19 protein-coding genes, 1 tRNA gene and 1 pseudogene are annotated in these 18,472 nt (G+C 57.3%); 9 read left to right on the forward strand and 12 right to left on the reverse strand.

Annotation, left to right across the window (positions count from 1 at the left end; translation table 11 throughout):
* Positions 1-54 precede the first annotated feature (54 nt).
* Positions 55-1,380, reverse strand: a complete 1,326-nt coding sequence (locus tag P0119_17065; GenBank protein MDF0667764.1) for a hypothetical protein — start codon at positions 1,378-1,380, stop codon at positions 55-57.
* A 295-nt stretch (positions 1,381-1,675) separates the two neighbouring features.
* On the opposite strand from P0119_17065, the gene P0119_17070 reads away from it, so the two are divergent.
* Positions 1,676-2,401 (forward strand): FAD-binding oxidoreductase, encoded by a 726-nt coding sequence (locus tag P0119_17070; GenBank protein ID MDF0667765.1) that lies wholly within the window; start codon positions 1,676-1,678, stop codon positions 2,399-2,401.
* 128 nt (positions 2,402-2,529) lie between these two features.
* Here P0119_17070 and P0119_17075 read toward each other — a convergent pair whose 3' ends face one another.
* Together P0119_17075 and P0119_17080 are read right to left on the reverse strand one after the other, a co-directional pair.
* Complete coding sequence (locus P0119_17075) at positions 2,530-3,825, reverse strand: dicarboxylate/amino acid:cation symporter (GenBank protein MDF0667766.1); 1,296 nt, start codon at positions 3,823-3,825, stop codon at positions 2,530-2,532.
* Between the two features lie 15 nt (positions 3,826-3,840).
* Positions 3,841-3,990 carry a hypothetical protein gene (locus tag P0119_17080; GenBank protein ID MDF0667767.1) on the reverse strand — a complete coding sequence of 50 codons (150 nt, stop codon included), beginning with the start codon at positions 3,988-3,990 and terminating at the stop codon, positions 3,841-3,843.
* A gap of 356 nt (positions 3,991-4,346) precedes the next feature.
* On the opposite strand from P0119_17080, the gene P0119_17085 reads away from it, so the two are divergent.
* Complete coding sequence (locus tag P0119_17085) at positions 4,347-5,015, forward strand: hypothetical protein (GenBank protein MDF0667768.1); 669 nt, start codon at positions 4,347-4,349, stop codon at positions 5,013-5,015.
* Positions 5,016-5,223: 208 nt separating this feature from the next.
* A complete protein-coding gene (locus P0119_17090; GenBank protein MDF0667769.1) occupies positions 5,224-6,678 on the forward strand; it encodes an SUMF1/EgtB/PvdO family nonheme iron enzyme in 1,455 nt (484 codons plus the stop codon).
* Between the two features lie 197 nt (positions 6,679-6,875).
* On the opposite strand, the gene P0119_17095 is transcribed toward P0119_17090, so the two are convergent.
* The 3 genes from P0119_17095 to der all read right to left on the reverse strand — a co-directional run bounded on the left by P0119_17095 (position 6,876) and on the right by der (position 9,305).
* Positions 6,876-7,106, reverse strand: a complete 231-nt coding sequence (locus P0119_17095) for a hypothetical protein (GenBank protein MDF0667770.1) — start codon at positions 7,104-7,106, stop codon at positions 6,876-6,878.
* A 368-nt stretch (positions 7,107-7,474) separates the two neighbouring features.
* Positions 7,475-7,699 carry a DUF433 domain-containing protein gene (locus P0119_17100; GenBank protein ID MDF0667771.1) on the reverse strand — a complete coding sequence of 75 codons (225 nt, stop codon included), beginning with the start codon at positions 7,697-7,699 and terminating at the stop codon, positions 7,475-7,477.
* Between the two features lie 223 nt (positions 7,700-7,922).
* The gene (der, locus tag P0119_17105) at positions 7,923-9,305 is read right to left on the reverse strand and encodes a ribosome biogenesis GTPase Der (protein ID MDF0667772.1); all 1,383 of its coding nucleotides are present in this window, start codon (positions 9,303-9,305) and stop codon (positions 7,923-7,925) included.
* 83 nt (positions 9,306-9,388) lie between these two features.
* Here der and P0119_17110 point away from each other — a divergent pair, with 83 nt between their 5' ends.
* Positions 9,389-10,066 carry an HAD hydrolase-like protein gene (locus tag P0119_17110; GenBank protein MDF0667773.1) on the forward strand — a complete coding sequence of 226 codons (678 nt, stop codon included), beginning with the start codon at positions 9,389-9,391 and terminating at the stop codon, positions 10,064-10,066.
* Here P0119_17110 and P0119_17115 read toward each other — a convergent pair.
* Positions 10,063-10,635: a class I SAM-dependent methyltransferase gene (locus tag P0119_17115; GenBank protein ID MDF0667774.1), complete on the reverse strand. Its 573-nt coding sequence runs from the start codon at positions 10,633-10,635 to the stop codon at positions 10,063-10,065. The genes P0119_17110 and P0119_17115 overlap by 4 nt on opposite strands.
* A gap of 150 nt (positions 10,636-10,785) precedes the next feature.
* Here P0119_17115 and leuS point away from each other — a divergent pair, with 150 nt between their 5' ends.
* The 3 genes from leuS to holA are packed head-to-tail and all read left to right on the forward strand — an operon-like array spanning position 10,786 to position 15,027.
* Positions 10,786-13,221 (forward strand): leucine--tRNA ligase, encoded by a 2,436-nt coding sequence (gene leuS, locus P0119_17120; protein MDF0667775.1) that lies wholly within the window; start codon positions 10,786-10,788, stop codon positions 13,219-13,221.
* A 19-nt stretch (positions 13,222-13,240) separates the two neighbouring features.
* Positions 13,241-13,897: an LPS assembly lipoprotein LptE gene (lptE, locus tag P0119_17125; protein MDF0667776.1), complete on the forward strand. Its 657-nt coding sequence runs from the start codon at positions 13,241-13,243 to the stop codon at positions 13,895-13,897.
* A 17-nt stretch (positions 13,898-13,914) separates the two neighbouring features.
* The gene (holA, locus tag P0119_17130; protein MDF0667777.1) at positions 13,915-15,027 is read left to right on the forward strand and encodes a DNA polymerase III subunit delta; all 1,113 of its coding nucleotides are present in this window, start codon (positions 13,915-13,917) and stop codon (positions 15,025-15,027) included.
* Here the strand turns inward: holA and rpsT are convergent.
* Positions 14,999-15,277, reverse strand: coding sequence for a 30S ribosomal protein S20 (gene rpsT / locus P0119_17135; GenBank protein ID MDF0667778.1), 279 nt, complete (start codon positions 15,275-15,277; stop codon positions 14,999-15,001). The two genes, holA and rpsT, sit on opposite strands and share 29 nt — an antisense overlap.
* Before the next feature lie 89 nt (positions 15,278-15,366).
* Between rpsT and pyrF the strand changes: the two genes are divergently transcribed.
* Both pyrF and P0119_17145 read left to right on the forward strand, forming a co-directional pair.
* A complete protein-coding gene (gene pyrF / locus P0119_17140) occupies positions 15,367-16,077 on the forward strand; it encodes an orotidine-5'-phosphate decarboxylase (protein MDF0667779.1) in 711 nt (236 codons plus the stop codon).
* Between the two features lie 63 nt (positions 16,078-16,140).
* A tRNA-His gene (locus P0119_17145) sits at positions 16,141-16,217 on the forward strand.
* A 209-nt stretch (positions 16,218-16,426) separates the two neighbouring features.
* On the opposite strand, the pseudogene P0119_17150 reads toward P0119_17145, so the two are convergent.
* The 4 genes and pseudogenes from P0119_17150 to P0119_17165 form a co-directional block, all read right to left on the reverse strand.
* Positions 16,427-16,537, reverse strand: a pseudogene (locus P0119_17150) (hypothetical protein).
* Between the two features lie 125 nt (positions 16,538-16,662).
* A complete protein-coding gene (locus P0119_17155) occupies positions 16,663-17,235 on the reverse strand; it encodes an IS630 family transposase (protein MDF0667780.1) in 573 nt (190 codons plus the stop codon).
* Positions 17,189-17,608: a helix-turn-helix domain-containing protein gene (locus P0119_17160; protein MDF0667781.1), complete on the reverse strand. Its 420-nt coding sequence runs from the start codon at positions 17,606-17,608 to the stop codon at positions 17,189-17,191. The genes P0119_17155 and P0119_17160 overlap by 47 nt, the downstream gene beginning before the upstream one ends.
* Positions 17,609-17,647: 39 nt before the next feature.
* Positions 17,648-18,451: a tyrosine-type recombinase/integrase gene (locus P0119_17165; GenBank protein ID MDF0667782.1), complete on the reverse strand. Its 804-nt coding sequence runs from the start codon at positions 18,449-18,451 to the stop codon at positions 17,648-17,650.
* Positions 18,452-18,472: the final 21 nt, after the last annotated feature.

Here is an 18,472-nt window from a genome sequence, read left to right on the forward strand (position 1 = left end):
CTCGGGTAAGAGGTTCGGATGACTTGATAGGGATGGAGGCGGGAGGTCCTGAAATTACTTCATCCGATGGAATTCGACGATGTCGCCCTGCCCATCGAGCTCCAGCGTAATAGGGGTCCCTTCTCTTGCCCCACTCAGCGAAGATTTCCCAAAATCTGCCGGGTAGGTCTGTTCACCCTCGGGGGTCCAAAGCCTGACACTGGATCGATCCGGATCGGCAAATTCCAATGGGCCTGTGATGAACCGCCGGATCGGTGCAGAATCGCTGGACGCGGAGAGATCCGCCACGAGGTGGTGGTCATGCATACGCAAGGTCAAGATTTGCCCGACCTTGGCGTTTTTGATCCCTATCTTGGCGTTGACGTTGACAATGCCGATGGGAGTCCGAAAAAAAATGAAATTGGACTTCAGTTTTGAGATGGTTCCGGTCAGCAACAGGTGCGCCTTGGACCCATTGGTAGCCACTTGACCGATCTGAAGATCGAACTGGAGGTCGTGCACGCCGATGACGTTGTCCTTTCCGTCAACTTCGACCGTCACCGAGTCGCCCTCCTTGCGGGAGGTGAGTGCCCGCTCAAATGTGCCCATGTGAAAGGCCCTCTCACCTTCCGGTGTCCAGCCCACCAACTGTGTGCCGTTTGCCTGGTCTTGCTTGAACGGTCCAGTCAGATAGCGGTGGACGAGTGTTCCATCGGTTCGCTTGACGATATCCACGACGACATGGTCCTCGTGGATCCAAAAGAACACCTCTTGCGAGGCGGGGACGGTTTTGAGCGTGGTCTTTGAACTGAGCGACATAAGCCCAATCGGTGTTTTCAGGAAGACGATGCCAGGCTTGGCCCGCCAGACCCGACCCGTCAGCATGATGGAAGGATTCGCTTCAGCGAGAACGGGAGCTGGAGGACTAGGTTCCTGTTGAGCTGTCGGCGGATTGTCGGTTTGTGGCTGAGCGGCCGGAGAGGTGTCGGGGGGCTGAGCGGGCAGAGTTTCGCTACTCTGAGGCGGAACGGCTACTGGAGCGTCGTGCTGTGAGTCAGTGGGGACAACCGCCTCTGCCTCGGACTGTCTGGGTGCTGATTGATCGGTCTGCGGTGTCGTCGGTGCCGAGACATTGACCTCTGATTCCGAGGACTGCGTCTGAGGTTGCGTCGTTACAGGGTCATTGACCACAGATTCCGAGGGCTGCCTAGGTGCCGCTTGATCAGTCTTGGGTTGAGTCGATGGAGAGGTATCGAGCTGAGTTTCCAAGGGAGTAGGATCGGAGGGCGGCGTCTGAGCCTTCTCTCCGTCCGCGAGACTTGCTGTGGCGCACCCAGCATTGACTGTTCCGAGGAGAAACAACGCTTGGAATAACCGTCTGGTATATGAAAGCCGATCCATAGGACGCGAGGGTGTTCAGTATGGAAGTGGTGAATCGTTCGTTCAGTCTAAATGAAAACCCCTCGAACTGGGATATATATCTGTTTTACAGCGCTTCGATCAACTCACCGATGATCTATGCGAATAGCATGAGCTCAGAATTGGAGTCAACCCGAAAGCGGGTTTATTCGAGAGAGGTGTCCACTAAACCAGGACTAGCTCAGTCCCTCGTCCGTCTATTTTTGTGTTCAAGGGCTCAGATAAGATATCAAGAGTTCGCAGCGGACTATGTCCGAATGGGGAGGAGGACTCAAGGATGCAGACGAATGCCGCCGAGGTCGTCCGAGCCCATGATCTCACACACGATGTCCGTGAGCTCGACTTGCGATTGATCTCGCCTGCGACACTGGACTTCCAGCCGGGGCAATTCATTTCTTTTGAGATTCCCGTCGCGGGGAGGCCGCATCCGATGACACGTGCCTATTCGATTGCCTCGCCGCCCAGTCAACGGAGCCTCCTGACATTGGTCTTCAACCGCGTGGACCACGGACCAGGGTCGACATGGCTCTTTGGTCTCAAACCCGGCGATCTGGTCCATTTCAAAGGACCGGCGGGAAGCTTTCGTCTGCGCGACGATGCGCCACGCAACCTCCTGTTTGTCGCGACCGGCACGGGGATTGCCCCGATCCGGTCCATGCTCCATACCCTGTTACCCAAAGCCACCCCACGGAGCGTGTCCTTGCTATGGGGTCTCCGAGCCCAGCGGGATCTGTACTATCAGGAAGAGCTGCACGAACTAGTGGCCAGGCATCCCATGTTTCACTGGACCATCACATTGTCTCGTCCCGAGCCGGGATGGACCGGTCCGACCGGTCGCGTCACCGCTCTGGTGCAGGAGCGTGTCAAGACGGTGGACAACCTCGCCGTGTATCTCTGCGGAAACGGCGGCATGATTAAGGACGTGACCGACTTTCTCCGCTCGAAAGGTCTCTGCCCGATCTATCGCGAGAAGTGGTACGACGAAGAGAATGAAGAGTCGTGACAGTTCTGTTCATGAGCTGGCCCGGATTTCGTGGACATGAGGGTAAGACCTGCCGGGAGAAACGCGAAGCGGAGGGCCCATACGCGTGCACCGAGTCCATCAAGGCAATGGTTCCTGACGGCTTTCTCTCACTCGGTCGGAGCAGTGGACTTGCCAACATCGAGCAAAATGGCGACGAGCATATCGCTCATGACGTTAACGCCGGAACGGGCACGGGCGATGATCCAGTCGACCGTCATGATGAGAGGAATCGCAGCAAGAATAACGTGATCCGGCAGACCAACGGCAGACAGGACGAGCGGCAGCACGATCATGCCCGCTTCGGGAATGCCGGCCACGCCGGCTCCGGCGATGATGGAAGCCACGACGATCACGATTTGTTTCGACATCGACAGGTCATAGCCGAGGGCATGGGCCAGGAACAGCGCGGCCATCGCTTCATAGAGCGTGATGCCGTCGTTATTGAGGTTCGTGCCGACACAGGCCGCGAGGCGCGCTGACTGTGCCGAGACCTGCATCCGTTCGAGACACCGGAGCGTGATGGGCACCGTGGCCAGACTGCTGTTACATGAAAGACCCGTCATGATCGCATCGGCTCCCTGTCCGATGTACACCTTGGGTGATTTCTTCCCGACGACCCACGCCACCAGCGGATAGTAGAGTAGTGCATGTACCGTCAGGCCCAGGAGCATGGTGACGAGGAAGATCCACAACGTAGAGAACACTCCGAGACCGGATGTACCGACGACATTTGCCACGACGCCGCACACAGCGAAGGGGACGACCAGGATGACCCACCAGAGAATCGTCACCAACCAGCCATAGGTTTGCTCAATGACCCAGGCGACACGATCAAGGAGTCCGCCGGCCTGGCCGCCCTTCGTGCTGGCCCACCGCAATACGAGCCCCATCCCGAGCGCCATCAGCACGACGCCGATAATGTTATTGCTTCCAAACGGATCGGCGATCGTCCGTGGAAGGTAGGCCAGCAAGTCTTCGAGTGGATGCTCCGATGGGGTAAAGGCCGGTTTGAGCGTTGTGCCCGGCACGACCTGAAGTAACTCCTCCACATGACCTTGCCAGGATTTGCCAGGCTGCCAGAGATTCATGATGGTCAGTCCGATCAGCATGGCTACGGAGACATTGACGAGACAGATTGCGATGAGCTTCGCGCCCTGGCGCAACGGCAAACTGGCGCGGATCAGCGAATCCATAATCGCGAAGAACATAAGCGGCACGGCCAGTGTCTTCAGCAGCCAGACCACCCACAGCCCAAGTTTCCCCAGTTGTTCGTTGCGCAACCCGTTGAGGTAGGGCTCCTGACCAAAGACCATGCCGAGCGTTGCACCGCAAATCACGGCGACGAGCACTTGCGCATAGAGGGGGAACGGATTACGTCGTGACGTCTCGCGTATCGTCATCATGGGGGCCGCGGCAGCTTACCCGGTTTCGTTCAATGAAACCACGTCCTCAACCGGCATGACGATTCCATCCTCTCCTTCCCCACGAATTGATGCAATCAACGACCGTCCGATGAAGACGATCAGTCCATCCGATTCATCGCCCCATACAAGGTCTTGTCGATGCACAGAGTATCGATGAAACCCTTACCGTCGAAAGCAGCTCCCGTGAAGTGATGTTTGCCGCGAACGAGGGGAAAAGAGGACAGGAGGGGAAAAGCGGAAAAAGGGGACTGGGCTGGCTGGATTTCGTGGACATCAGGGTAGGATCCGCCGGGAACGACGCGGAGCGGACGGCCCGTACGCGTGTACGTAGTCTATCAAGCAATGGTTCGTGACACCTTTTTTGTTTTCCCAATGTTACGTATCTTCCCCTCGACTCTGTCTGGGGAGCTCTGGACATGGGTGCACCTCTCGGCTACACTTCGCTGCCTGTCGAGGGGCGCATCAGGATGAGCTTCCCGCTGAAACTGTTCGCGTAGAGTATGCGACTGCCGATCCTACCAGTATTGCGGGTTCCTCTCGTGCTGTGCTGGTTGTGTCTCTCCCTCCCGGTCGACCTCTCTGCTTTCGAGACACTGTCGTATCAACCGCGAGACAATCGCTCCGAAGGGATCAAGCCCAAGCCTGTCGGTGGGTACGACCTCGAACTGCGTTCGGTTCTCGCGGATTTTCGGGAGGCAGCGAGTGAGTTGCCGCCGACGCTGCCTGTACGATTTTTCTTGAAAGAGCCGACGCCGGTTTCTCTCACCGTGAGGGAGCAGCGCTATAAAGATTTCTACTGGTTGGATCAGGTCGTTCCGACAAGTCCATGGAACGCCGGTTTCAATGAATTCAGCTGGCCGACCGGCGATGTCCTTCGGCAGGTCGATCATAGGTTTCCGATCGAGAATCTGGGTGTCCTGGCTCGGCTCAAGAAAGATGGGCCGTCCGCTGATGAACTGGTGGCGCCGGCGATTCTCTATCACACCAGACTGCCGTCTGCTGTGGCGGCCTACCTGTTCACGATGAAGCCGGCCAGCGACGCACGGATGAAGATTCAGGTCTTTACAGCGACTGGCGATACGGCTGTCTGGGAGAGTGCCGTTCCTCTCGCGGCGGGGGATCAGCCGGTGTTGATGCGCTGGCCGGTCGCTTCGTCATCAAGCAAATAGAATGGTCGACGACGAGGCCTGGCATTCGATTGGTCTTGGATGGTGTTGCGGGGCATGTTGCCACAACGTCAGGCGACTTCAAACGGGATCATCGCCTGACCCGCTATGCTCGACTCATACACAACAGCAAGCTCATGGCAATGTTGGCCATAATGGGATGGTTCGTCCCGACCCTGATCGGCGCGCGGAAGTTGCTGAAGGAGTTGCGGTGAAGGTTGCTCGATGGCTGCACAGTGTCGGCTTGGTTGTGCTCGTTCTAGCTGCTGCGATGCCGAGCGCGGCGCAATCGATCGAAGACCTCAAGAAGGGCGTGGTGAAGATCACGGCGCAGGCAGAGGGCAAGATCAAAGTTGGGACCGGGTTCATCGTGCGGCTGGAAACGGACAGGGTCTATGTCCTGACCGCCGCGCACGTCGTCGAAGGAGATCCGAAGCCATTGCTGACCTTCTATAGGCAACAGGACGCGCAGTATCCCGCCACGGTCCGGAACGCGGAAGGGAATGCAGAGGGAGGCTTGGCCATCTTGGTGGCGAAGTTGCCGCCTGCCGCCCTGACGGGCATCGCGGCCCTGGCCTTGGATACGACCACCAAACTGTCCGGTGGGGAAGCCATGCTGACGATTGGGTTTCCCCGCACTGGAGGGCAATGGGCTGTGATCAAGGGCGATGTGACGTCCCGGGAGGGGCGGATCCTGAACCTCGACGCCAACATCCAAGAAGGAAATTCAGGTGGCCCGATCATCCACGGCGGCAAGGTGGTCGGGCTCGTGACCGCGCGCGGGAGCAACTATGGATCGGGCGTCACTGCCGCGAGCGCCCACGACTATCTTGAGGGGTTCAACGTGACCCCACACGCCGGAAGCGCTCACGAGCCTGTTGCCTCTCCATCCGCTCCTGTTCCTCGCGAAGCTGTCCAACAACCAAAGAAAGATTTTGCCACCCAGATGCGCGGCAAAGACGGCGCGCCGATGCTGCTGGTGCCGGCAGGGGAGTTCATGATGGGCTCGCGCGAAAATGACAAGAGTGCGCAAAACGATGAACGGCCGGCCCATCCTGTGTATCTGGACGCGTTCTATATCGATCAATATGAAGTCACGACGTCTCACTATGCCACATCCTTCCAAGAGACGAACCGGGCCGAGCCCAAATACTGGTCGGAACAGGTCCTGAAGCAGCATGGGGGCAAGCCGGTGGTGGGAGTGAATTGGCACGACGCAACGGCGTACTGTGCGTGGGGCGGAAAACGCTTGCCGACGGAAGCGGAATGGGAAAAAGCTGCGCGAGGCACCGACCAGCGAATCTATCCTTGGGGGAATCAGCCCCCCTCTGAGCAGCGAGCGAATTTTAATCGCTGTTGTGATTTCAAAGACTATGGTGTTCTGACCGATGTGGGGTCGTATGAGCAAGGGAAGAGTCCCTACAGCGTCTATGAGATGGCCGGCAATGTCTGGGAGTGGACGGCGGACTGGTATGACGAGAATTATTACGGCAAGAGTCCGGAGCGCAATCCGAAAGGACCTTCGAGCGGTGAATTTCGCGTGATCCGCGGTGGGTCCTGGGACGATGTTCCGGTCAACGTCCGGTCTGCTAACCGGAACTGGTACATACCCTCGAGTCGGTACGGTCTTATCGGGTTCCGTTGCGCCCAGGACGTTCCGAAATAACCTTTTCACTTTGACCCTGTTTCCTTTTCTCCGGGACTTGGATTTTCTTCCCGGCCGCGAGATCAAGGAGACCGGTGGTTGCGTTCCCTGCGAGCGTCAGTAGGAGACGTTCAGCAGGCGCTCATTGTAGGGGATCAGGGAGAGAAGGCCGGCCACCAGGCACTGTGGGACGCGGGATCTTCGAACGGGCGCAGCACTCATTTTTTTCTGACCATGAGGCGGAGCGGCGTGCCGGTGAATGCATACGTCTCACGCAGTTGGTTCTCCAAGTAGCGGAGATATGAAGGTGTCAGGTCTTCCGGGTGGCCGACAAATAATGCAAAGACCGGCGGTTTGGTGGCCACCTGAGTGATATAGGCGGACTTCGTGATGGCCGACGGCTTGTGTTTGCGGACCGGCAAGGGATGAGTGACTAAAATCTTCTGCAGCCAGGTATTCCGCTCGTTGTCTATTGAAGGTGCGTCCGGTTAGTACAGTTCAATCAGATATTCACCCTGCCCAAGATAAGCGAGTATCTGTGGAAAGAGTGGTTGAAACCATCTGGTCAGTGCGGTATTGGAACAGTTTCCAATGCGTATCCACACCACCGGGGTTTTCTGTGTGGGGGTGAGCAGGAGCAGGTTTTTAAAGTCTTCGTCCTTTGTGATGATGACCTGAGCATTGGCGACGGCGTGATTCTAGATTGCCTGATCCGTTGAGAGCAGTATTCCAGCTTCATCGACGTGAACGGCTTGATGACCGAGCGATAGGATGAGCCGAGCCAAGGCTGGGGGGAGTTGAGCATCAATCAGGAAGTTCATCCGGCGCGGAGGATGACGTGGTCGGACTGGGCGGCTGCAAACTCAAGGGCTGCCTGAATATCTTCTTTCTCAAGATAGGGATAGTCATGCAGGATGGTTTCCGGTGAGACGCCCGCAGCAAGGAGGTCGAGTATATCCTTCACTCGGATCCGCATGCCGCGAATACAGGGGCGCCCACCGCACTGGGCTGGATTGATCGTGATACGCGGAAGCAAGCTCATGAAAGTCATGTTAACTCTGGCCACATGTGGAGATCAATGTCATTTCCGATAAGTGTCGTGCTAAGAGAGGCCGGGCTCGTGGTGCCAAACCGAGGTTTCGTTCATGTACCGTCATCACATTGCTGGGGAGGGCGATGCCGTCCGTTCGCATTGTAGGGGGTTGGTGAGAGAAGGCAAGCACTGAAGAGGTGTCGGAGAGAGGATCTCCGAGATGGTGAGACGGTTACTTCTTTCTGACCATGAGGCGGAGTGGTGTGCCGGTGAATGCATACGTCTCACGCAGTTGGTTCTCCAAGTAGCGGAGATATGAAGGTGTCAGGTCTTCCGGGTGGCCGACAAATAATGCAAAGACCGGCGGTTTGGTGGCCACCTGAGTGATATAGGCGGACTTCGTGACGGCCGACGGCTTGTGTTTGCGGACCGGCAAGGGATGGCTGACCAAAATCTTCTGCAGCCAGGTATTCAGCGCGCCGGTGGGAACACGCTTGGTAAACATGGTATGCACGTCTTTAAGAAGAGGAAACAGGCGACGGACAGATTCTGGTTTCAGGGCTGATCCATACAGGATCGGAGCCCATGTCAGAAAAGGAAACCGGCGACGGAGTTCTCGTTCATACTCTTGTCGCGCCTTAGCATCTCCGGCTCGCAAGTCCCACTTGTTGATCAACAGAATGCAGGCACGCCCCTGCTTCAGCATGGCACCTGCGATCTTGGTGTCTTGTTCCGTGACCCCTTCCAGACCATCGAGTAGGAGGACAGCGATGTCGGACCGACCGATGGCACGGAGTGATCGTAGGACGCTATAGCCTTCCACCCCTCGATCAACCTTGCCACGCCGCCTGATGCCCGCTGTGTCGGTGAAGACATAGCGTTCGTTCTGATGTATGACCAGTGAATCGATCGGGTCGCGTGTCGTTCCCGGAACATCGCTGACGACGACCCGTTCCTCTCCAAGGAGCGCGTTCACGAGGGTGGATTTGCCGACGTTTGGACGTCCCACCACGGCAACGCGGGGGAGTTGTTGCAGATCGTTGGACTCGTCGGCCGACGGAAGGAGCGGGTAAATGGCGTCCAACAGCTCAGCGACACCGAGGCCATGCTCGGCGGACACAGGGTAGAGCTGGTCGGTGCCCAAGCGGTAGAAGTCCGCCAGTAAGGGCTCGGACTTCGGTGTGTCGATCTTGTTGATTGCATAGAACAGGGGTTTCGTCACCCCGCGTAGCAGCCGCACAACTTCGTGATCCGGCGGGGTCAATCCTGAGCGACCGTCCAAGAGCAAGATCAGGATATCCGCTTCAACAATCGCCAGTTCCGACTGTCGCCGAATCAAGGACAACATGCTGTCGGAAGTAGAAGGATCCAGCCCCCCCGTGTCGACCAGCCGGAACTTTCGATTGCGGTAGGTCGCATCGGCATAGTTGCGGTCACGGGTCACACCGGGGACGTCGTCCACAATGGCGATCTTTGCGCCCAAGATCTTGTTGAACAGCGTCGACTTCCCCACGTTCGGCCGGCCGATGATAGCCACAAGAGGCGGTGATCCGCTTTCCATTAAAGTCAACGGCAGCGTTGGTTCTTGGTTGGGAGCAGATTTTGGGCACGGCATAATTGATCGGACCGTAACATAGGATTTTTCTCAAAGACAACTTACCTCGTCTTCTCTTTCGCCGTTCGGCTATACTTCACGCGATGAATCAGCACCTCCCCGACTGGACGCAGATCGACGATGTGCTGCTCGACATGGACGGGACGTTGCTCGATCGCCATTTCGACAACTTCTTTTTCGAAGAAGAACTGCCGCGTCGGTATGCGGCGCTGCATGCACTCCCGTTTGAGGAAGCTCGCGATCGCCTGATGGCGATGTATCGATCGGTCGAAGGCGAATTAGCTTGGACGGACCTGGACTACTGGACGAAGCGGGTCGGCATCGATGTGGTGGCGATGCACAAAGAACTTGATTACATGATCGGTTTTCTCCCCGGCGCCGAGGAATTCTTGCGCCGGCTTCGGCAACTCGGGAAGCCGGTGACCATCGTGACGAACGCCCATTTCACGGGGGTGTCGGTCAAAGTCGCCAAGACCGGTCTGGATCGCTACGTCAACCGGATCCTGGATGCCTTTGAGGTCGGCTATCTCAAGATGAGATCGGAGTATTGGCCGAACTGCCAACGTTTGTTGGGTTTCAATCCGTCGCGATCCCTGTTCATGGATGACGATGCAGGATGTCTGATGGCCGCGAAAGAGTTCGGAGTCGCCCATCTAGTTCATAGCGCCAAGTCGAGTTCGCAGTTGCCGGCGACTCCCCTTCCGCAGTTTCTCTCCATCAGTGGATTTGCGCCCTTGCTCAACGGCAGGCCGACTGTCTAACCTTTTTTTGTTGCCGCGCCTCGGTACATTTCCCCACCGAGCCTAGGTACCGTCTCCATGGCGAAGCGATCTAGTCGTGTGATGTTCAGGCCGGCTTGAGTGATTAACCGATCGATCTGCCGGTTGAGATTGCATCCGCAAGCGATCAGGTTCTGAATAGGATTGAGCCGATCTTGCCAGACTGCGATCTTCTGATCATCGCTTCGACCATGCTCTAAAAAGAGGAAATGTCCTCCTGGTTTTAGTACGCGCCCTACTTCTTGCAGAGCAAGCACCGGGTCGGGAATCGTGCAGAGTGTCCAGGTGCTCACCACATAATCGAAGAGCCGATCACCATAGGGCAGCTCTTCGGCAGTGCCTCGTTGGATATGGAGGGGGAAGGCCAAGCGGGCGCGGCGCGCTGCGACCGTCTTCGGTAGAAGAAGAGCTGGGTCGACGGCATGTAATATGGTGACTGCTTTTGAATAGTGCGGAAGGTTCAGTCCGGTTCCAATCCCGAGTTCCAACACATCACCCTGTACCGGGACGAGGATCTCCGTTCGAAGGCGATGGAACTCTTCCCTCGCCATGACCCACTCCATGAGCCGGGGGAAGATATGATCGCAGTAGAATCCCATCGCGCTGGTAGTATAACAAAGGGGTTCAGCCCTTCGGCTTCGAAACTTGTGACCCCAGGGGGGCTATGTTACAGTCCTCCGTCCTTTTGGGACCTGACGACCATGAGTAAAGGATACGATCACCGAACGATCGAGGCGAAATGGCAGCAGTATTGGGATCAGTACCGGACGTTCCGCGTCACGGAAGCTCCTGGCAAGCCGAAATTCTACTGCCTCGATATGTTCCCTTACCCCTCCGGTTCCGGGCTCCACGTGGGTCATCTTGAGGGCTACACCGCCACCGATATTGTCTCACGATACAAGCGGATGAAGGGGTTCAACGTGCTGCACCCGATGGGCTGGGACGCGTTCGGCCTGCCGGCCGAACAGTATGCCGTGAAAACCGGCATTCATCCGGCGAGGACGACGGCAGAAAACATCGCTACCTTTAAGCGTCAGATGAAGCGAGTCGGACTCTCGTATGACTGGGAGCGAGAACTTAGTACCACGGACCCGCAGTATTATCGCTGGACCCAATGGATTTTCCTGAAGCTCTTTGAACGAGGATTGGCCTACGTCGCGGAGGTCCCCGTCAACTGGTGCCCGGCACTCGGCACGGTGCTGGCGAATGAGGAAATCGTCGACGGCAAGAGTGAAGTCGGCGGCTTCGACGTCATTCGCAAACCGATGCGGCAATGGGTGCTCAAGATCACCGCCTATGCAGATCGATTGCTTGAGGACTTGAAACTCGTCGACTGGCCTTCCAGTACGCTGGAGATGCAAAAAAACTGGATCGGGCGATCGATCGGTGCGGAGGTTGATTTTTCGCTGGCCGATCGGAAGGGCGTGATCCGCGTGTTCACGACCAGACCGGACACACTGTTCGGTGCGACCTACATGGTCTTGGCACCTGAACATCCGCTTGTCGACCTGGTCGTGAGTGGGGAGCAAAAAGGCGCCGTCCAGGCCTATCGTGAAACGGCGGCGAAGAAAAGCGATCTACAACGACAAGAGCTCGATAAGGAGAAGACCGGAGTCTTTACCGGTGGCTACGCCGTCAACCCGGTGAACCAGGAACGTTTGCCGATCTGGATTGCCGATTACGTGCTGATGAGTTACGGGACCGGCGCAATCATGGCCGTGCCGGCACACGACGAACGAGACTGGGCGTTCGCGCGTCGCTATGATTTGCCTATTCGCGAAGTGATCTCGGGCGGGCATGTGCAGCAAGCGGCGTTCACCGAGACCGAGCTCGGCAGGGTTGTGAATTCAGCAACCAGTGACAACAGTTTTTCGATCAATGGGCTCGCGCCGTCTGACGCGATTCCCAAAATTACTGAATGGCTGTTGAAGCAAGGCAAGGGAACGCGAGCGGTCAACTACAAACTGCGCGATTGGCTCTTCGCCCGACAGCGCTATTGGGGAGAACCCTTTCCGGTCCTGTGGGTCGATGGAGAGGCGCGTCCCCTTCCTGAAGAACAGTTGCCTCTCGTCTTGCCGGAGACCGGCAACTTCAAACCATCCGGTACGGGTGAAAGTCCGCTGGCCAACCTGGATGATTGGCTGACGACGATCGACCCTACCACCAGGAAGTCGGCTCGGCGCGAAACCAACACCATGCCTCAGTGGGCCGGCTCATGCTGGTACTACTTGAGATTCATCGATCCCAAGAACTCGACACAGCTCGTCGACCAGACAAAAGAGCGCTATTGGATGCCCGTGGATCTGTACATCGGGGGCAGCGAGCATGCCGTGCTACATCTCTTGTATGCTCGCTTCTGGCACAAAGTTCTGTTTGATATCGGCGTGGCAAGCAGTCCCGAACCATTTCTCAAGTTGGTGCATCAGGGCATCGTCTTGGGAGAAGACAATCAGAAGATGTCGAAATCGCGCGGCAATGTGGTCAACCCGGATGAGATGATCGATCAGTTCGGCGCGGATGCGGTGCGGCTCTATGAAATGTTTATGGGCCCCCTCGAGGCGATGAAGCCTTGGAGCACCAGGGGCGTAGAAGGCGTGACGCGATTTTTGGAACGGGTCTGGCGTCTGATGATCGATGAACAAAGCCGACTTTCGAGTGCTATCGTTTCGACCGCCCCGAGCCTCGACCACCAACGCCTGCTTCACCAAACGATCAAGAAAGTCACCGAGGACATCGAGACCTTGCGTTTCAATACGGCGATTTCACAAATGATGATTTTCACGAACGAAATGACGAAGGCACAGCATCGATCTCGATCGGTGATCGAGCCGTTCGTCTTGTTGCTCTCGCCCTTCGCGCCGCATGTCGCCGAGGAACTTTGGAGCCTCTTGGGACACCAGCCCAGTGTCTCGCAGCAGCCTTGGCCAGCTTTCGATCCGGCGATGACGGTCAGCGAGCGGATGACCATTCCCATTCAAGTGAACGGGAGGCTCAGGGCTAAAATCGATGTGTCAGCAGAGGCGGCGCGCGAAGAGATTGAACGGCTGGCACGTGCGGAAGCGGCGGAATGGCTCCAAGGCAACCAGCCCAAGAAGGTGATCTACGTCGAAAAGAAGCTGCTCAATTTCGTGATTTAAAGCGCGTGAGAGGCGCGATATGCGGGAAAAGCGGGACGGGTCAACATGGCATCACACGCGCAGTCGGTTGATGTCTTGTCGCGCGACTCTCGCTAGACTCGCCATTCTCGCTTGTCTTGCGCTCTTCGTCGGCTGCGGCTATCAGTTTCGAGTAGAGGGAGCGGGACCGACTATCGGAGGAGCATCTGCCCCGACGTCTAACGAACCACGGCCACGCCTCGTGATCCGAACGTTGATCAACAACAGCTTTGAGCCGAATCTGGAAACACGATACACCAATTATTTTCGCGAAGAATTTTCCACCGGAAGCGGGGCACAGATCGTGCCGGATTCCGAAGCGGCGGATCTCGTACTGACCGGGCAAATCCTTTCGGTGATCGTGTCGACCCTCAGTTTTACGCTGTCGGAGACGTTCGAAAGGAGGGTCGAGGTGATCGTCTCGGTTCAGGTTCAAGGCGTTCGGCCCGGCAAAAAAATGGTCTGGACACAAATCGCAAAAGGTGCATCGGAGTTCTTTATTTCAACCGATCTCCAATTTAATCGTGCGCTGCAGGATCGCGCGGAGGAGCAGGCTGGTCGCTTTGTGGCGGCAGACCTGGCGGCGCGTTTCCTCTTAGAGCTCGAGACGAGCGGCTTCACGAAGCAAGCGTCAGCACCGGCTCCTGCATCTCACTAAACGCGAAGGTCTATCCGATGGCATCGGCGGTGAATTACGTGCAGCTGGAGTCGACCTTGAAACAGGGAGGCGCTGGGTCCCTGTATCTCGTCGTAGGGGAAGAAGACCTTCTAAGGGATTCTGCGCTCGCCGCCATCAAGCGCGCAGCCATTGGGAGTGAAGGGGACGAGTTCAACTACGAACTGTTCTATGGAGATGAAGCAAGAGGAACCGAGATCAGGGACAGTGTGTCGGCAGTGCCCGTCTTCGCGGAGCGTCGCTTGGTCGTGGTGAAGGGGGCGGAGAAACTGACCGCTCGAGAAAGCGACCTGCTGCTGGACCATGTGGAAAATCCTGTGGAATCCACGACGCTGGTGTTCGTGAGCTCCAAATTGGACGGTCGGTTGAAATTCTCTCAGGCTCTGACCAGAGCGGCAATCGTAGTCGACTGTTCACCTCTCCGCGATTCACAGCTCCCTGCTTGGATCGCCCGTGAAACAGAACGGGTCGGGCTTCGGTTGGAGGATGCGGCAGCCCAGGTGCTGCAGGAGTCGTGTGGTGCATCACTGTATGGCGTGCGGCGCGAATTGGAGAAGCTGGCCTCGTATGTACCGGACGATCGGGCTGTCACCGCTGACGACGTCCATCTGCTGCGCGGTATGGATCCCGGCGCCTCGGTGTTTGATTTGACCCTCGCCATCGCAGAGGGTCGCCGGGGACGAGTCCTTTCTATCCTGGCGCGCAACCTCGAGGCAGGAGAGGCCCCGCTTCGGATCCTCGGTTCCCTCGCATGGCAGTATCGCCGTCTCTGGAAAGTCAAAGAGTCGCTGACCAACGGCGGCCGTGAGGGAGAGGCTGCCAGGAGCTTGCGCATGGAGCCCTGGAAAGTCCGCGCTTTTCTCGATCGGTTTTCTGAGCCACGCCTTCAAGAGGCACTGCGTCAGTTTCTCGACGCCGACGGGAGACTCAAGGGTGGAAGCGGGAGTCGGCCGAGAATCGTGCTGGAGCGCCTGTTGTTGAAGCTCTGTGAGGACAATGCGGGACGTCGCGTTGAACCGTCTCCGCGTCCTTCGAACTCACCGACGAAGGTTCCTCCGCGAGTCGTGTCGAACGTGCGAACGATTAAGAGCCGGAACCGGGCAGGGCATTGACGCGAAGAGCCAAACGTGAAATTCGGCGGGATGCCGTGTTGCGATGAAGGATGCCTTTCGAAACAGCTTTCCCGATTGCCGAGGTCGCTTCCAGCAAACCGGCCCTGGCCTCGTCTGCGTTCTTCTCCGACAGGGCGGACTGAACCTTCTTGATGAGGGTCTTGACCGTATTGACGGTGGCCCGATTACGATCATGTCGCCGCTCGGCTTGGCGAGCGCGTCGAATCGTTGATTTATGAGACTGAGGCATCGATCACTCCTAATGGTTAAAGAGGTTGAGTAGTATCATGGGGCGCTGCCGATCGTCAAGGATCGCTCTGGAGAAGGAGTAAGGGCACGGTGAAGATCGTCGCACGAGATCGACTCATTTTCGCATTGGACGTACCTTCAGCGGCAGAAGCGGATCGGTTCTTGGACCACCTTCAAGGACATATCTCCTTTGTCAAGGTGGGTCTTGAGCTCTACACCGCGGCAGGCCCGGCCATGATCCAGCGGATTGTGGAGCGAGGCATGCGGGTGTTTCTTGACTTGAAGTTTCTTGATATCGAGGAGACGGTTCGTCGCGCGACGGCACGGGTCGCGTCGATGGGAGTGGATTTCTTAACCGTTCATGCGAACCGCAAGGCGCTCACGGCGGCCGCGCAGGGGCGAGCAGGGTCATCGCTTAAACTGTTGGCCGTGACTGTGCTGACGAACTTCGACAGCAACGATCTTCGGGAGATGGGCATACAACGGACAGTGCAAGATCTTGTCACAGCCCGGGCGTTGCTGGCAGCAGAGGTCGGCTGTGACGGCGTGGTGGCATCTGGTGAAGAGGCCGCAGCCATCCGCCAGAAAGTCGGTCCGCGCTTCGCAATCGTGACACCGGGTGTGCGTCCGGTTGGAAAAGGAGTCGACGATCATGCTCGAGCGACAACGCCCACCCAGACGATCGCCTCGGGTGCCGATTATCTCGTGATCGGCCGACCCATTCGTGATGCAGCAGATCCATCGGCGACCGTGGCCGCCATTCTTGCCGAGATGCAGGCTGCGTTCGATGCACGGCAGTAAAGCCTGTCGGTTGCGACGGCGATCCGTGCTTTGTTAATATCGTCCTTCCTCAAACCCCTTGTGGTGGGTGTAGCTCAGCTGGTTAGAGCGCCGGATTGTGGATCCGGAGGTCGCGGGTTCGAAACCCGTCATCCACCCCATACCCCTTCCTCATAACCCCTTGTGGCATCAATTGATCTGACGATGTTGCTCCGATCAAGGTTGGTGCCGGTTGCGCCGGGGTTGCAGAATTGGGCTGGAAGAACGGGCTATCGAGCCGATCGACAGCTTGTGTATTCCCGCCCGGAATCAAATGGCCATACAAATCTACTGTGACTTGGATGGAGCTGTGACCCATCTGATCTTTGACATAGACCGGGCTTTCGCCGTTCTGGAGTAGAAGCGATGCGAACGAATGACGGAGGTCATGGAATCGCACTTGTCGCACCCCGGCACCTTTCAGCAGCCGGAAGAATTTCAGGCGGATCCGGTTCTGATTCAGTGGTTGGCCCTGCTCGTTACAAAAGACCCATAGAGGGATTTCCTTCCAACCACGGGTGGCCGCTTCAAACTGCCGATCAAGCTGCAGTGTCTCTAGAGCGTTTTCTATTTAGCCATGCACGAATAGCCTGCGGCGTTGAAGTACTTGGCGCATTCTTGCGGTGAGAAGGCGTCGAGGAGTTTCCCGATTTCATTCCATAGTGCGTCGACGGTGCGGAGTGCGGCTTTTTTGAGCAGCGCTTTGAGTTTGGAGAAAAACATTTCAATCGGATTGAAGTCGGGCGAGTACGGGGGCAGATAGCGAATGCTTGCGCCGACGGCTTCGATGGCCTTTCGCACGTCGTCGCTCTTGTGACTGCCGAGATTGTCGGCGATGACGATATCGCCTGGCTTCAAGGCGGGGCAGAGGACTTGGCGTACATAGATAAGGAATGCCTCTTGATCCATGGGGCCGTCGAGCGTCATCGGCGCGGTGACTTCGTTCACGCGCAACCCGGCGATGAACGTCGTGGTGTTCCAGTGACCGCCCGGAACGGAAGCATGGCACCGCTTGCCTTTCGGAGAACGCCCGCGCGGGCGGGTCATCTGAGTGTTCGCGCCGGTTTCGTCGATGAACACCAGCTTGCTGACATCAAGCGCGGGTTGGTTTTCCTGCCACTCGGCCCGTTCCTGTTTCACGTCTTCTCGTTCTTGCTCGCTGGCGCGCAGAGTTTTTTTTAAACGTCAGGTTCCATTTATCAAGCTGATGCCACAGCGCGGTCGTTTTGATCGTCACGCCGTGCTCGGCTAGCCGCTCGCTTAACTCAGCGAGCGTCATATCAACCTGCGCGCCGATCCATGCCCGAATATGCGGCTCCATCGCCGCCACGCGCGAACGGCGATACCCGCCCAACTTCTGCGCCGCCCGCTCCCCCTCCTTCTCGTAACGATCCTTGACGTGGTACACCCAGCGCAGGCTCACTTCCAGCCGGTGGGCAATCGATGTCGCCCCCTCGCCGCGCTCAAGCCCGCGCAACACCCGATCCCGTAAATCCTGTGAATATGCCGCCATACTCGCCCCTCCCAAAAGGCAGCCTCAGTATAACGCATATTATGCATGATTAAATAGAAACTGCTCTAGGCGGGCAGTGAGTTCTCGTGAGAGGTCCACGCGTCGAGACTCGCCGCTCTTGGGCGTGGTCATCTTGCCATGTGTGAAGTTACGACGGATCTCCAGAAAGCGCCCCGCGAAATTGACATCATCCCACTGAAGGGCCAAGAGCTCACCTTGGCGCAATCCAGTACAGGATGCACAGAGAAATGCCGGATAGAGTGTCGGCGACGCGGTTTTCGCATGGGCCAAGAAGCGCGCGAGCTCTTCGCGGGTCAGGGGGTTGATCGAACGGCGTTTGCTAATCTTCGGCAGAAACTTGCTCGGTCTCAATGCGGGATTGGCCGTGATGAGATTGTCCTCAATCGCATGACTGAAGAGGCTGCTTAACGTGCGGATGATGTTCTGCACAGTCTTTGCCGACAAGCCGCGCTGCAGGCACCCGACCGCGAAGGCCTTTACCTTCTCCCGCGTGATCTGCTGAAGATCCCGTCCTTTAAAGACTGGGAAGACGTAGCGGTCGAAGATCTTTCGGTAGTCGGCGTGTGTGGTATGTTTGCGGGTCTGTTCAATCCGTTCGAGAAATGTCTCGACGTAGGCGTCCAGGGTCATGCTGGTCTGTGGACAGTCGAACGCAGTTTGCCCCAGCGCCAGCCTGGCTTGAATTTGTTGAGCCGCCTGTTTCGCGGCCTTCTTCCCCACCACTCCCGTCCCAATCCGCTTGGCCTTGCGGGTACCATGGTGGTTGATGAAAATCCACCACGCCCCTTTCCACTCTCGAATCGTGACACTCATAGGACGCATAGTCTGTGTGACTCCCTTTCC

Source organism: Nitrospira sp. (assembly GCA_029194665.1).
In the GTDB taxonomy this organism is placed as follows: Bacteria; Nitrospirota; Nitrospiria; order Nitrospirales; family Nitrospiraceae; genus Nitrospira_D.

Bases quoted from the DNA above. Each gene is read 5' to 3' on its own strand.
- P0119_17070 (MDF0667765.1), top strand. From the start codon at position 1,676: ATGCAGACGAATGCCGCCGAGGTCGTCCGAGCCCATGATCTCACACAC.
- P0119_17165 (MDF0667782.1), bottom strand. From the start codon at position 18,451: ATGCGTCCTATGAGTGTCACGATTCGAGAGTGGAAAGGGGCGTGGTGG.
- P0119_17160 (MDF0667781.1), bottom strand. From the start codon at position 17,608: ATGGCGGCATATTCACAGGATTTACGGGATCGGGTGTTGCGCGGGCTT.
- P0119_17075 (MDF0667766.1), bottom strand. From the start codon at position 3,825: ATGATGACGATACGCGAGACGTCACGACGTAATCCGTTCCCCCTCTAT.
- der (MDF0667772.1), bottom strand. From the start codon at position 9,305: ATGCCGTGCCCAAAATCTGCTCCCAACCAAGAACCAACGCTGCCGTTG.
- P0119_17110 (MDF0667773.1), top strand. From the start codon at position 9,389: ATGAATCAGCACCTCCCCGACTGGACGCAGATCGACGATGTGCTGCTC.
- rpsT (MDF0667778.1), bottom strand. From the start codon at position 15,277: ATGCCTCAGTCTCATAAATCAACGATTCGACGCGCTCGCCAAGCCGAG.
- P0119_17065 (MDF0667764.1), bottom strand. From the start codon at position 1,380: ATGGATCGGCTTTCATATACCAGACGGTTATTCCAAGCGTTGTTTCTC.
- leuS (MDF0667775.1), top strand. From the start codon at position 10,786: ATGAGTAAAGGATACGATCACCGAACGATCGAGGCGAAATGGCAGCAG.
- holA (MDF0667777.1), top strand. From the start codon at position 13,915: ATGGCATCGGCGGTGAATTACGTGCAGCTGGAGTCGACCTTGAAACAG.
- lptE (MDF0667776.1), top strand. From the start codon at position 13,241: ATGCGGGAAAAGCGGGACGGGTCAACATGGCATCACACGCGCAGTCGG.
- P0119_17100 (MDF0667771.1), bottom strand. From the start codon at position 7,699: ATGAGCTTGCTTCCGCGTATCACGATCAATCCAGCCCAGTGCGGTGGG.
- P0119_17085 (MDF0667768.1), top strand. From the start codon at position 4,347: ATGCGACTGCCGATCCTACCAGTATTGCGGGTTCCTCTCGTGCTGTGC.
- P0119_17115 (MDF0667774.1), bottom strand. From the start codon at position 10,635: ATGGCGAGGGAAGAGTTCCATCGCCTTCGAACGGAGATCCTCGTCCCG.